The sequence below is a fragment of the Nocardioides sambongensis genome, assembly GCF_006494815.1.
Lineage (GTDB): Bacteria > Actinomycetota > Actinomycetes > Propionibacteriales > Nocardioidaceae > Nocardioides > Nocardioides sambongensis.
This window is the reverse complement of the sequence record NZ_CP041091.1, coordinates 1,262,501-1,276,221: the sequence shown is the minus strand read 5'-3', so window position 1 is coordinate 1,276,221 and position 13,721 is coordinate 1,262,501. Positions and strand designations below refer to the sequence as shown.

10 protein-coding genes, 1 rRNA gene and 3 pseudogenes (1 of these 14 cut by a window edge) are annotated in these 13,721 nt (G+C 71.2%); all 14 read left to right on the top strand.

The genetic code is table 11. The features are described 5' to 3' along the window. The first annotated feature begins 228 nt into the window (after positions 1-228). Positions 229-1,324, top strand: a pseudogene (pheS, locus tag FIV43_RS05930) (phenylalanine--tRNA ligase subunit alpha). Positions 1,325-1,332: 8 nt separating this feature from the next. After that, positions 1,333-1,671 (top strand): annotated as a pseudogene (locus tag FIV43_RS23460) (phenylalanine--tRNA ligase subunit beta); the annotation flags it as partial. A 92-nt stretch (positions 1,672-1,763) separates the two neighbouring features. Continuing rightward, a complete protein-coding gene (locus FIV43_RS23455; RefSeq protein WP_331251082.1) occupies positions 1,764-2,135 on the top strand; it encodes a hypothetical protein in 372 nt (123 codons plus the stop codon). Next, the gene (locus FIV43_RS05925; protein WP_331251051.1) at positions 2,093-3,820 is read left to right on the top strand and encodes a phenylalanine--tRNA ligase subunit beta; all 1,728 of its coding nucleotides are present in this window, start codon (positions 2,093-2,095) and stop codon (positions 3,818-3,820) included. Before FIV43_RS23455 ends, FIV43_RS05925 begins: the two co-directional genes overlap by 43 nt. A gap of 67 nt (positions 3,821-3,887) precedes the next feature. Next, positions 3,888-4,925, top strand: coding sequence for an N-acetyl-gamma-glutamyl-phosphate reductase (gene argC, locus FIV43_RS05920; protein ID WP_141013384.1), 1,038 nt, complete (start codon positions 3,888-3,890; stop codon positions 4,923-4,925). After that, a complete protein-coding gene (locus tag FIV43_RS05915) occupies positions 4,922-5,332 on the top strand; it encodes an ACT domain-containing protein (protein ID WP_141013383.1) in 411 nt (136 codons plus the stop codon). The genes argC and FIV43_RS05915 overlap by 4 nt, the downstream gene beginning before the upstream one ends. 21 nt (positions 5,333-5,353) lie before the next feature. After that, positions 5,354-6,505 carry a bifunctional glutamate N-acetyltransferase/amino-acid acetyltransferase ArgJ gene (argJ, locus tag FIV43_RS05910; protein WP_141013382.1) on the top strand — a complete coding sequence of 384 codons (1,152 nt, stop codon included), beginning with the start codon at positions 5,354-5,356 and terminating at the stop codon, positions 6,503-6,505. A 17-nt stretch (positions 6,506-6,522) separates the two neighbouring features. Next, positions 6,523-7,458, top strand: coding sequence for an acetylglutamate kinase (argB, locus tag FIV43_RS05905; RefSeq protein ID WP_141013381.1), 936 nt, complete (start codon positions 6,523-6,525; stop codon positions 7,456-7,458). Next, the gene (locus FIV43_RS05900) at positions 7,455-8,639 is read left to right on the top strand and encodes an acetylornithine transaminase (protein ID WP_141013380.1); all 1,185 of its coding nucleotides are present in this window, start codon (positions 7,455-7,457) and stop codon (positions 8,637-8,639) included. The genes argB and FIV43_RS05900 overlap by 4 nt, the downstream gene beginning before the upstream one ends. Beyond that, positions 8,636-9,574, top strand: a complete 939-nt coding sequence (gene argF / locus FIV43_RS05895) for an ornithine carbamoyltransferase (protein WP_141013379.1) — start codon at positions 8,636-8,638, stop codon at positions 9,572-9,574. Before FIV43_RS05900 ends, argF begins: the two co-directional genes overlap by 4 nt. Positions 9,575-9,579: 5 nt before the next feature. Continuing rightward, positions 9,580-10,098 carry an arginine repressor gene (locus FIV43_RS05890; RefSeq protein ID WP_141015772.1) on the top strand — a complete coding sequence of 173 codons (519 nt, stop codon included), beginning with the start codon at positions 9,580-9,582 and terminating at the stop codon, positions 10,096-10,098. Next, positions 10,095-11,545 (top strand): annotated as a pseudogene (argG, locus tag FIV43_RS05885) (argininosuccinate synthase). The gene FIV43_RS05890 and the pseudogene argG overlap by 4 nt, the downstream one beginning before the upstream one ends. 61 nt (positions 11,546-11,606) lie before the next feature. Then, positions 11,607-13,049: an argininosuccinate lyase gene (gene argH, locus FIV43_RS05880; protein ID WP_141013378.1), complete on the top strand. Its 1,443-nt coding sequence runs from the start codon at positions 11,607-11,609 to the stop codon at positions 13,047-13,049. A gap of 392 nt (positions 13,050-13,441) precedes the next feature. Next, positions 13,442-13,721: ribosomal RNA gene (locus FIV43_RS05875) — 16S ribosomal RNA — on the top strand; it runs 1,247 nt beyond the window's last position.

The window sequence follows — 13,721 nt, the reverse complement described above, 5'->3', positions numbered from 1 at the left end:
CGCGCTGGCAAGGACTTCCGGCCCTGGCGCGACGCGGTGCGGCTAGGATGTGGGCGTGGCGAAGCGCATCCGGCGATTTCTGAGCCCCGGACCGGTCGGCGGTCCGGGGGCGCGGCGCGCGGCCTGATCCGCGCCCCACTTCCGGGCGTCACCGGGTCCGGGGAGGACACCACCCCCACCCACTCCTAGAATCTGCGGCGTCCTGATCTGCCGCTTGGAAAGGGAGCCATGTCCGGCCCCAACACCGATTACGACCCGTCGAGGTCACCCCGCTGCAGGCCGCCGAGGTCGAGCGGATGCGTGAAGAGGCGCTCGCGGCGATCGCGGCCGCCGCCGACCTCGAGCAGCTCAAGCAGGCCCGGCTCGACCACGCCGGCGACCGGTCGCCCCTGGCGCTGGCGAACCGGGAGATCGGTGCCCTGCCGCCGCAGGCCCGCAAGGAGGCCGGCCAGCGGGTCGGCCAGGCACGCGGGGCCGTCAGCACGGCGCTCGCCGAGCGCCAGGCCGTGCTCGAGGCCGAGCACGAGGAGCGGATGCTGGTCACCGAGACCGTCGACGTGACGCTGCCGGTCGACCGGTCGCGGGTCGGCTCGCGGCACCCGATCACGCTGCAGTCGGAGCTGATCGCCGACATCTTCGTCGCGATGGGTTGGGAGATCGCCGAGGGCCCCGTGGTCGAGGCCGAGTGGCTCAACTTCGACGCGCTCAACCTCGGGCCCGACCACCCGGCCCGGACGATGCAGGACACCTTCTGGACCGAGCCGGCCGACCACCACGTGGTGCTGCGCACCCAGACCTCGCCGGTGCAGGCGCGCACCATGCTGACCCGCAAGCCGCCGATCTACGTCGCCTGCCCCGGGCGGGTCTTCCGCACCGACGAGTACGACGCGACGCACAGCCCGATGTTCCACCAGGTGGAGGGCCTCGTGGTCGACGAGGGCATCACCATGGCGCACCTCAAGGGCTCCCTGGACCACCTCGCGGCCCGGCTCTTCGGCGACGGCATCGACACCCGGTTCCGTCCCTCCTACTTCCCGTTCACCGAGCCGTCGGCCGAGGTCGACGTACGGTGCTTCGTCTGCCGGGGCGAGGACAGCGACGCCTGCCGCACCTGCAAGGGCGAGGGCTGGATCGAGTGGGGCGGCTGCGGCGTGGTGAACCCCGCGTCCTGGTCGCCTGCGGCGTGGACCCCGAGGTCCACTCAGGGTTCGCGTTCGGGATGGGCATCGACCGGTCCTTCATGTTCCGGCACAACCTGGGCGACCTGCGACCGCTGTTCGAGGGCGACGCACGCTTCTCGTCCGCCTTCGGCACCGAGATCTGAGGAGAGAGATGAAGGCCCCGCTGTCCTGGATCAAGGAGTACGTCGACGTCCCCGCCGACGTGACCACCGACGAGCTGACCCGTCGGCTCACGCTCACCGGCCTCAAGCTCGAGGGCATCGACAGCCCCGGCGCCCAGATCACCGGTCCGCTGGTGATCGGCCGGGTGCTCACCAAGGAGCCCGAGCCGCAGAAGAACGGCAAGACGATCAACTGGTGCACGGTCGACGTCGGCGACGCCAACGGCACTGGTGAGCCGCAGGGCATCGTCTGCGGTGCCCACAACTTCGAGGTCGACGACCTGGTCGTGGTGGTGCTCCCCGGCGGCGTGCTGCCCGGCGGGTTCGAGATCTCGGCCCGCAAGACCTACGGCCACGTCTCCGCCGGGATGATCTGCTCCTCCCGCGAGCTGGGTCTGGGGAGGACCACGACGGCATCGTCGTGCTGCCCGCCGACGCCGGCGCGCCGGGCGAGGACGTCCGCGCGGTGCTGGGGCTGGACGAGGAGATCATCGAGTTCGAGATCAACCCCGACCGTGCGTACGCGCTGTCGCTGCGCGGCATCGCCCGCGAGGTCCTGGTCTCGGTGGAGGGCGCCACGAACTTCCGCGACCCTGCGCTGCGGGACACCCCGGCGGCCGACGACCACGGCCACCCGGTCGTGCTGGAGGACCCCACCGGGTGTCCGGTCTTCGTGGCCCGCACCGTCAGCGGCTTCGACCCGACGGCGGCCACCCCGACTTCATCGTGCAGCGGATCACCGCGGCCGGCATGCGACCGATCTCGCTCGCCGTCGACGTCACCAACTACGTGATGCTCGAGACGGGCCGGCCGATCCACGGCTACGACCTGGACAAGCTCCAGGGTCCGATCGTGGTCCGGCGGGCCCGTGACGGGGAGCGGCTGACCACCCTGGACGGCACGGAGCGGACCCTGACCGGCGAGGACCTCGTGGTCACCGACGACTCCGGGATCATCGGTCTCGGCGGCGTGATGGGCGGCGAGACGACCGAGATGTCGGAGACGACCACCCGGATCCTGGTCGAGTCGGCCCACTGGGACGCGGTCGCTATGTTCCGCACCGGCAAGCGGCACCGGATCACCTCCGAGGCCGGCCGGCGCAACGAGCGGGGCGTCGACCCCACCATCTGTGCGGCCGCCGCGGACCGGGTCGTCGAGCTGCTCACCACCTACGGCGGCGGCACCGCCGACCCGGGGGTCACCGAGGTCGGTGCCGCGCCGGCCCCGGCCTCGATCCGGGTGGCGGCCGACCGCGCTGCTCGGGTGGCCGGCCTCGACATCGCCGAGGAACGCGTGGTGAAGACGCTCCAGGCGGTCGGCTGCACCGTGACCGGCGCCGGCACCGGGACGCTCGAGGTCGTCCCGCCGCCGTGGCGGCCCGACCTGACCGACCCTCAGGACACCACCGAGGAGGTCATCCGGCTGGTCGGCTACGACACGATCCCCTCGGTGCTGCCCGCGGCGCCCGCGGGACGCGGCCTGACCCGGGAGCAGCAGCTGCGCCGGCGAATCGGCCGGACCGCGGCCGCGGTCGGGTACGTCGAGGTCGTCTCGTTCCCGTTCGTCGGCGAGGCGGACCTGGACGCGCTGGGTCTCCCGGCGGACGACGCCCGCCGCACCACCCTGCGGCTGTCCAACCCGCTCAGCAGCGAGGCGCCCTCGATGACGACGACGCTGCTGCCCGGGCTGCTCCGCTCCGCCGCCCGCAACGTCGGGCACGGCAGCGGCTCGGTCGCGCTCTTCGAGGCCGCGACCGTCACCCTCCCCGGGAGCGGGGAGGCCGCTCCGATCCTGCCGGTCGACCGGCGGCCCACCGAGGCCGAGTTCGCCGCCCTGACCGGGGCACTGCCCGACCAGCCGCTGCACCTGGGCCTGGTCGCCACCGGCGAGGCCGAGGCCGCCGGGTGGTGGGGCGCCGGACGGCCGGTGGCGTGGTCCGACGCGGTGCACGCCGTCCGGAGCGTCGCGGACGCGCTGGGCGTGGACCTCACCGTCGAGGCGGCCGCCGTCGCTCCGTGGCACCCGGGTCGGTGTGCAGCGCTGCTGCTGGAGGGCAGGGTCGTCGGGCACGCCGGCGAGCTGCACCCGCGGGTCTGTGCCGCGTTCGGCCTGCCGGCCCGCAGCGTCGCTGCGGAGGTCGACGTCGATGCCCTGATCGGCGCGGCGGTGCACCTGCGTCCCGCCCCGCTCTTCTCCGCCTACCCGGTCGCGAAGGAGGACGTGGCGCTCGTGGTCGCCGACGACGTGCCGGCCGCGTCCGTCGAGGCCGCGCTCCGGGAGGGCGCGGGGGAGTTGCTGGAGTCGGTCCGGCTCTTCGACGTCTACACCGGTGACCAGGTCGCCGGGGGGCACAAGTCGCTGGCGTACGCGCTGCGGTTCCGCGCCGCGGACCGCACGCTGGCGGAGGGCGAGGCGGCCCGGGCGCGGGACGCTGCGGTGGCCCGCGCCGGCGAGCTGACCGGCGCCGTGCAGCGCTGAGTCCGCGACGACGCTAGGCTGGCGACGGCAACCCGCTTCACATGAATATGCAGCTCGATGTATAGTCATGCATATGACACAGGTTCGTGTTGCCGTCGCCGGAGCGAGTGGGTACGCCGGGGGTGAAGTCCTCCGCCTCCTGCTGGGCCACCCCGACGTCGAGATCGGCGCGCTGACCGCGGGAAGCAACGCCGGCCAGCGCCTCGGGCCGCTGCAGCCCCACCTGCTGCCGCTCGCCGACCGGGTGCTCGCACCGACCACCGTCGAGGTCCTCGCCGGTCACGACGTCGTGTTCCTGGGTCTTCCGCACGGGCAGTCCGCGGCCGTCGCCGAGCAGCTCGGCGACGACACCGTGGTGATCGACTGCGGCGCGGACTTCCGCCTCGAGGACGCCGAGGAGTGGGAGCGGTACTACGGCGGGGACCACGCCGGCACCTGGCCCTACGGCCTGCCCGAGCTCCCCGGTCGCCGCGAAGCGCTCCGCGGGTCCAAACGGGTCGCCGTCCCCGGTTGCTACCCGACCATCTCCTCGCTCACCATCGCCCCGGCCGTCGCGCACGGCATCGTCGAGCCCGACGTGGTCGTCGTCGCCGCCAGCGGCACCAGCGGAGCGGGGAAGGCGGCCAAGCCGCACCTGCTCGGCAGCGAGGTGATGGGCAACGCGACGGCGTACGGCGTCGGCGGCGTGCACCGGCACACCCCCGAGATCACCCAGAACCTCGGCCGGCTCACCGACAAGGACGTCGCCGTCAGCTTCACCCCGATGCTGGTGCCGATGGCGCGCGGCATCCTGGCGACTTGCTCGGCGCCGCTCGCGGGCACCTGGGCCACCGACGCGGCCCACGCCGTCTACGCCGAGGCCTACGAGGACGAGCCCTTCATCCACGTCCTCCCCGAGGGGCAGTGGCCCCAGACCCAGTCCGTGATCGGGTCCAACGCCGTCCAGATCCAGGTCGCCGTCGACCCGATCGCCGGTCGGCTGGTCGCGGTCGGCGCCATCGACAACCTGGCCAAGGGGACCGCCGGCGCCGCGGTGCAGTGCATGAACCTCGCCCTCGGCCTCCCCGAGGTCGCCGGCCTCAGCACCGTAGGAGTGGCACCGTGAACGAGAGCGCACCCAGCACCCAGCACCTGCTCCGGTATCCCGAGACCATCGCCGTGGTGCGGCTCGGGCCGGGCGCCGACGTCCCGGCCTGGGCCGAGTCCTCCTCGGTCTTCGCGGTCACCGCGACCGCCACCGAGACCACGGTGATCTGCGCCGGGCGGAACGTCCCCAAGAAGATGCCGCACCACAAGCCGCTCACCGGGTTCCGGATCGACGGCAGCCTCGATCTCGCCCGCAGCGGCGTGCTGATCTCGGTGCTGGCGCCCCTCGCCGAGGCGGGGATCGGCGTCTTCACCGTCTCGACGTACGACGGGGGCTGGGTCCTCGTGCCGTCGGCCGAGGCCGACGCCGCCGAGGAGGCGTGGCGACGAGCGGGGCACACCACCGCCGTCGCCACCCCCGCCTGACCTCCCGCACGAAGGAGCACCATGAGCATCACCCAGCCCAGCGGCTTCCGCGCCGCCGGCACCGCGATCGGCCTCAAGTCCACCGGCGCGAAGGACCTCGCGCTCGTCGTCAGCGACGGTCCTCGCTACGACTCGGCCTCCGTCTTCACCAGCAACCGTTGCAAGGCCAACCCCGTGCTGTGGAGCGAGCAGGTCGCGCGGGACGGCGTCGTCCGTGCCGTCGTCCTCAACTCCGGGGGCGCCAACTGCTACACCGGACCCGAGGGCTTCGGGACCACCCACGCGGTCGCCGAGCGTGTCGCCGAGCGGATCGGTGTCGGCGCCGGGGACGTGATCGTCTGCTCGACCGGGCTGATCGGCCTCACCAACGACCGGCAGCAGCTCCTCGACGGCGTCGACGCCCTGCACCCCCTGCTCTCCGACGACGGCGGCAACGACGCCGCCGAGGCGATCATGACCACCGACTCGGTGAGCAAGCAGGCCGTGCACCACGGCGACGGCTGGAGCATCGGTGCGATGGCCAAGGGCGCCGGCATGCTGGCACCCGCGCTGGCCACCATGCTCGTGGTGATCACCACCGACGCCGAGGTGCCGGCCGCCGACCTCGAGCGCGCGCTGCGCGCGGCGACCCGGGTCTCCTTCGACCGCCTCGACTCCGACGGCTGCCAGTCGACCAACGACACGGTCACCGTGCTCGCCAACGGCGCCAGCGGCGTCGCCCCGGACCTCGCCGACTTCACCGCCGGGCTCACCGAGGTGTGTGTGTCGCTGGCCAAGCAGCTGCTGGCCGACGCCGAGGGCGCCGACCACGAGATCGCCATCCTGACCCGCAACGCCGCCACCGAGGACGACGCGGTCGCGGTCGGACGCAGCGTCGCCCGCAGCAACCTGTTCAAGGCCGCCGTCTTCGGCAAGGACCCCAACTGGGGCCGGGTGCTGGCCTCGATCGGCACCACCGACGCCGCCTTCGACCCGGCCGACCTCGACGTCGCGATGAACGGCGTGTGGGTGTGCCGCAACTCGACGCCGGCCGAGGACCCCGCAGGCGTCGACCTCTCCGACCGGTCGGTGACGGTGACCATCGACCTCAAGGCCGGTGACGCCGAGGCGACCGTCTGGACCAACGACCTGACCCACGCCTACGTGCACGAGAACAGCGCGTACAGCTCCTGAATGCCGAGGCCCCACCGATGAACACCGAGAACCAGGACACCCCGGACCCGGCCCGGCCGGATCCCAAGAAGGCCGCCACCCTCGCCGGCGCCCTGCCGTGGCTGAAGGCCTACCACGGCAAGATCATCGTGGTGAAGTACGGCGGCAACGCGATGACGGACGAGACCCTGAAGCGGGCCTTCGCCGAGGACATCGCCTTCCTGCGCTTCGCCGGCTTCCGCCCGGTCGTGGTGCACGGCGGCGGCCCGCAGATCTCCCAGATGCTCGACCGGCTGGGCATCGAGTCCGAGTTCCGCGGCGGCCTGCGGGTGACCACTCCCGAGGCGATGGACGTGGTCCGGATGGTGCTGGTCGGCCAGGTGCAGCGCGAGCTCGTCGGCCTGATCAACGAGCACGGTCCGCTGGCGGTCGGCCAGTCCGGCGAGGACGCCGGTCTCTTCACCGCCGAGGCCACCGGCACCGTGGTGGACGGCGAGGAGGTCGATCTCGGCCTGGTCGGCGAGGTCAGCGAGGTGCGACCCGAGGCGGTGCTGGACCTGATCGAGGCGGGCCGGATCCCCGTGGTCTCCAGCGTGGCCCCCGACGTCGACGGCACGGTCCACAACGTCAACGCCGACGCCGCCGCGGCCGCGCTGGCCGTCGCGCTCGGTGCCGAGAAGCTCCTGGTGCTCACCGACGTCGAGGGGCTCTACCTCGACTGGCCCGACCCCGAGGAGGTCATCGGCGAGATCAGCCCGGAGGCCCTCGAGGTGATCCTCCCGACGCTGGCCAGCGGCATGATCCCGAAGATGGGTGCCTGCCTGCAGGCCGTGCGCGGTGGCGTGCAGCGCGCCACCGTGGTGGACGGACGCCAGCCCCACGCCGTACTGCTCGAGCTGTTCACCCACGAAGGTGTCGGCACCCAGGTGCTTCCCGGCGTGGAGACCAAGACGCGGAAGGCGCGTGACTCATGAGCAACCAGAGCTGGACGCAGCGCTACTCGGCCGCGCTGATGAACACCTTCGGACCGCCCAAGCTGGTGCTCGAGCGCGGCGAGGGCTGCCGGGTGTGGGACGTCGAGGGACGCAGCTACGTGGACTTCCTCGGCGGCATCGCGGTCAACACGCTCGGCCACGGCCACCCCGCCCTGGTCGGGGCGGTCACCGAGCAGCTGAACACCCTCGGCCACATCTCGAACTTCTTCGCGAGCACGCCGCAGATCGAGCTGGCCGAGCGGCTCCTGGCGATCACCGCCCCCGACGCCGACGGCCGGGTCTTCTTCTGCAACTCCGGTGCCGAGGCGAACGAGGCGGCCATCAAGCTCACCCGCCGGACCGGTCGGACCCATCTGGTCGCGATGGAGGACGCCTTCCACGGTCGCACCATGGGCAGTCTCGCGCTGACCTCCAAGGAGGCCTACCGCACCCCGTTCGAGCCACTGCCCGGCGACGTCACCTGGGTCCCGTACGGCGACGTCGACGCACTCGCCGCGGCGGTCACCGACGCGACGGCCGCGGTCGTCATCGAGCCCCTCCAGGGCGAGGCCGGCGTCAACGTGGCCTCCACCGAGTTCCTCACCGCGGCCCGTCGGATCGTCGACGAGCACGGCGCGCTGCTGTGGTTCGACGAGATCCAGAGCGGCATGGGCCGCACCGGGCGGTGGCTGGCCAGCCACGCGGCAGGGGTCGTTCCGGACATCGTCACCCTCGCCAAGGGTCTGGCCGGCGGGATCCCGATCGGGGCCTGCATCGGCTTCGGTGCCGCCGGGCAGCTCTTCGAGCCGGGCAACCACGGCACCACCTTCGGCGGCAACCCGGTCGCTGCGGCAGCCGCTCTCGCCGTGATCGAGACCATCGAGAAGGACGGCCTGCTCGACCACGCGGTGGCGATCGGTGAGCGGCTGCGTGCCGGGGTCGCCGCGGATGATCGTGTGACCGAGACCCGGGGGACCGGAGTGCTGGTGGGCCTGACCCTGACGGGTGTGCAGGCTCCCGCTGTGGTGGCCGCCGCCCAGGACGCCGGCTGGATCATCAACGCCACGGGGCCCGACCGGGTGCGTTTCGCGCCTCCGCTGGTCGTGTCGGTCGACGACGTCGACGCGTTCGTGGCCGCGTGGTCCTCGATCCTCGACACGGCCCAGGGGAGCGCCGCATGACCCGCCACCTGCTGCGCGACGACGACCTGACCCCCGCCGAGCAGGCGGAGATCCTCGGGCTGGCCGCCGCCATGAAGGCCGACCCGTTCGGCCTCCTCGACGGTGGCGTCGGCAAGCCGCTGGCCGGGCCGCACACCGTCGCGATGATCTTCGACAAGGCAACGCTGCGCACGCAGTCCTCCTTCGCCGCCGGCATCGCCGAACTGGGCGGCAACCCGCTCGCGGTGGACGGCATGCTGGCCGGCATCGGCAAGCGTGAGTCGGTGGCCGACGTGGCCCGGGTGCTCGGCCGCCAGGTCTCCGCGATCGTGTGGCGGACCTACCACCAGGCCGACCTCGAGGAGATGGCCGCGATGGCCGGCATCCCGGTGGTCAACGCGCTCACCGACGACTTCCACCCCTGCCAGCTCCTCGCCGACCTGCTCACCATCCAGGAGCACAAGGGCCGGCTGAGCGGGCTGCGCGTCGCGTTCCTCGGTGATGCCGCCTGCAACATGGGCAACTCGTGGGCTTTGGCCGGCGTCATGGCGGGGATGGAGGTGGTCTTCGGGTGTCCCGAGGGCTACGGGCCGGCCGAAGACGTGCTGGAGCGGGTCACCCACCTGCCCGGAGGAGGCGTCCGGGTCACCGACGACCCGATCGCGGCCTCCGAGGGCGCCGACGTGGTGGTGACCGACACCTGGGTGTCGATGGGTCGCGAGGACGAGGCCGAGGCGCGTCGCCGGGTCTTCGCGCCCTACGCCGTCACCGAGGACCTCCTCAAGCACGCGGATCCGGACGCGGTCGTGCTGCACTGCCTGCCGGCGTACCGCGGTTCCGAGATCTCCGCGGAGGTGCTCGAGGGGCCGCGCAGCCTCGTGTGGGACGAGGCGGAGAACCGTCGCCACGTCCAGAAGGCCGTGCTGGCGTGGTTGCACGAGCGGCGTGGGCGGTGACCACGATGTCCGAACGCGCGATCACGCCGGTCACCAAGAGCGCCCGCCAGCAGCTGATCATCGACCTCGTCGGCAGCCGCGAGATCCACTCGCAGCAGGAGCTGGCCGCGCTGCTCGCTGCGCGGGGTGTGCACGTCACCCAGGCCACCCTGAGCCGGGACCTGGTCGAGCTCGACGCTCTCAAGATCCGGCTCGCCTCCGGCGCGCTCGTCTACGCGGTGCCCGCCGAGGGCGGCGACCGGATCCCGATCGCCGCCGAGAGCGCGGCGGCCGCCAACCGGCTGTCCCGGCTGGCCTCCGAGCTGCTGGTCAGCGCCGAGGCCAGCGCCAACCTGGTGCTGCTCCGGACCCCGCCGGGGGCCGCGCAGTTCCTCGCCAGCGCGATCGACAAGGTCGAGTTCGGCGACATCCTGGGGACCATCGCCGGCGACGACACGGTCGTGGTGATCAGCCGCGACCCGGTCGGCGGCGAGTCCCTGGCCCACAAGTTCACCTCCCTTGCCGAAAGGAACGAAGTCAGTTGAGCAAGGTCCTGACCTCCCTGCCCACCGGAGAACGTGTCGGAATCGCCTTCTCCGGCGGCCTGGACACCTCCGTCGCCGTCGCCTGGATGCGCGACAAGGGCGCGGTGCCCTGCACCTACACCGCCGACATCGGTCAGTACGACGAGCCGGACATCTCCGGCGTTCCGGACCGTGCCCTGCAGTACGGCGCGGAGATCGCCCGCGCCGTCGACTGCCGCCTCCCCTGGTGGAGGAGGGCCTGGCGGCGCTGGCCTGCGGTGCCTTCCACATCCGCTCGGGCGGTCGTGCCTACTTCAACACCACCCCGCTCGGCCGTGCGGTGACCGGCACGATGCTGGTGCGCGCGATGCACGAGGACGACGTCAACATCTGGGGCGACGGGTCGACCTTCAAGGGCAACGACATCGAGCGCTTCTACCGCTACGGCCTGCTCGCCAACCCCGACCTGCGGATCTACAAGCCGTGGTTGGACGCCGAGTTCGTCACCGAGCTCGGCGGCCGGACCGAGATGAGCCAGTGGCTCACCGAGCACGGCCTGCCCTACCGGGACTCCGCCGAGAAGGCCTACTCGACCGACGCCAACATCTGGGGCGCCACCCACGAGGCCAAGACGCTGGAGCACCTCGACGTCTCGCTGGAGACGGTCGAGCCGATCATGGGCGTCAAGTTCTGGGACCCCAGCGTCGCCATCGAGACCGAGGACGTCACCATCGGCTTCGTCGCCGGCCGCCCGGTCTCCATCAACGGCAAGCGCTACGACGACGGCTCGTCCAACGACATGGTGGCCCTGGTGATGGAGGCCAACGCCATCGGCGGACGGCACGGACTGGGGATGAGCGACCAGATCGAGAACCGGATCATCGAGGCGAAGTCGCGCGGCATCTACGAGGCGCCGGCGATGGCGCTGCTCTGGATCGCCTACGAGCGGCTGCTCAACGCGATCCACAACGAGGACACCATCGCCAACTACCACCTCGAGGGACGCAAGCTCGGCCGGCTGCTCTACGAGGGCCGGTGGCTGGACCCGCAGGCGCTGATGCTGCGCGAGTCGATCCAGCGCTGGATCGCCTCGCTGGTCACCGGTGAGGTCACCGTGCGGCTGCGCCGGGGCGAGGACTACTCGATCCTGCGCACCGACGGGCCCACCTTCTCCTACCACCCGGAGAAGCTGTCGATGGAGCGCACCGAGAACGCCGCGTTCGGGCCGACGGACCGGATCGGCCAGTTGACCATGCGCAACCTCGACATCGCCGACTCGCGCTCCAAGCTCGAGCTCTACGCCAACCAGCCGCTCGACCAGGGCCAGGTCCTGGTCGAGAACGGCACGCTGTTCGGTGAGCTGCCCGCCGGCGGCTACGACCGGATCACCACGAATCCGGCCGCAGCGACGGTGGACAGCGAGGACGACGCCCTCGACGCGGCCGCGATGGAGTTCGGCGCCGACTGATCCCACTCGGGGTCCCAGCAGAAGATGACGGCGGCCGCCGGGCCGTGGACGAAGGAGCAGCGTGAGCACCGAGAGCACCAAGGGTGAGGGCACGAACACCGGAAAGCTGTGGGGCGGCCGGTTCGCCGGCGGTCCGTCGCCGGAGCTCGAGGCGCTGTCCCGCTCGACCCACTTCGACTGGCGGCTCGGCCGCTACGACATCGCCGGGTCGCACGCCCACGCCAAGGCGCTGGGTGCCGCGGGACTGCTGAGTCCCGCGGAGGAGGCCGAGCTGCACCGCGGTCTCTCCGTGCTGGAGGAGCGGTTCACCGACGGTTCCCTGCGACCCTCGCCGGGGGACGAGGACGTGCACGGAGCCCTCGAGCGGTTGCTGATCGAGGAGGTCGGACCGGAGGTCGGAGGCAAGCTGCGTGCCGGCCGCTCGCGCAACGACCAGATCGCGACGCTCTTCCGCAGCTACCTGCTGGACCATGCGGCGGCGATCTCCGAACTGGTGCTGGACCTGGTCCAGGCGCTCGCCGTGCAGGCGGAGGCACACCTGGGGGAGGAGCCGGCGATCATGCCGGGGCGCACCCACCTTCAGCACGCGCAGCCCGTGCTCCTCTCGCACCACCTCCTCGCCCACGCCTGGCCGCTGCTGCGTGACGTCGGTCGGCTCGCCGACTGGCGGCGGCGGGTGGAGTGCGACTCGCCGTACGGCTCCGGTGCGCTGGCCGGCCAGAGCCTCGGCCTCGATCCCGAGCTCGTCGCCGGTGAGCTCGGCTTCACCGGCTCGACGGCGAACTCGATCGACGGGACGGCCTCGCGCGACTTCGTCGCCGAGTTCGCCTTCGTGACCGCGCAGATCGGAGTGGACGTCAGCCGGATCGCAGAGGAGGTGATCGTGTGGGCGACCAAGGAGTTCGACTTCGTGACGCTGCACGACTCCTGGTCGACCGGCTCGAGCATCATGCCGCAGAAGAAGAACCCCGACATCGCCGAGCTGGCCCGGGGCAAGACCGGACGACTGGTCGGCAACCTGACCGCGGTGCTGACCACCCTCAAGGCGCTTCCGCTCGCCTACAACCGCGATCTCCAGGAGGACAAGGAGCCGGTCTTCGACTCCGTGGACACGCTGGAGGTGCTGCTGCCCGCGTTCACCGGTCAGATCGCGACCCTGGTGTTCAACACCGCTCGGATGGCCGAGCTGGCCCCGCAGGGCTTCTCGTTGGCGACCGACATCGCCGAGTGGCTGGTCCGGCAAGGGGTGCCCTTCCGGGTGGCGCACGAGGTGGCCGGCAGCTGCGTGCGCCGGTGCGAGGAGCTCGGCATCGAGCTCGACGAGCTCACCGACCAGCAGTTCGCGGAGATCTCCGAGCACCTGAGCCCCGCGGTTCGCGACGTCCTCACCGTGCGCGGGTCGGTGGACTCGCGCGACGGCCGCGGAGGTACGGCGCCCATCCGTGTTCGCGAGCAGCTCGCTGACCTGCGTGAACGCGCTGCGGGCCACCGTTCGGCCGGATGAGGGACACCCCGATTTGGCACGCCTGAAACGGTGCCGTAATGTTCTCTCCGTCGCGGCAAGCGGCAAGGCCCCGAAGGGAAACCCCGGGGCCTGATGCTTGCCAGGACGGTCCGCTCGGCGGACCTCCGGATTCGGCCGACAAGGCGAGTTGACGGAGGGAAGCGGAAGGACTAACGTTTCACAGGTTGCCCCGCCAAAGGGCGCCGGGTCACCGGCGACACCAGGCTGGTGCGTGTGATGTTTGAGAACTCAACAGTGTGTCATGCAAGTTATGGTTTGTTGTGAATTTTGTTTGTGCGCGCCTGCCGGCTTTTGGTTGGTGGGTGTGTGGTTTTCGGCAGATCGATGATTGATGTTTTTGTCAGTTGTTGTGTTGCTGGGTATCGAGTTTTCTTATGGAGAGTTTGATCCTGGCTCAGGACGAACGCTGGCGGCGTGCTTAACACATGCAAGTCGAGCGGAAAGGCCCTTTCGGGGGTACTCGAGCGGCGAACGGGTGAGTAACACGTGAGTAATCTGCCTCTGGCTCTGGGATAGCTTCGGGAAACCGAAATTAATACCGGATATGACAGCTCCCTGCATGGGGTGGTTGTGGAAAGTTTTTTCGGCCAGGGATGTGCTCGCGGCCTATCAGCTTGTTGGTGGGGTAATGGCCTACCAAGGCTTTGACGG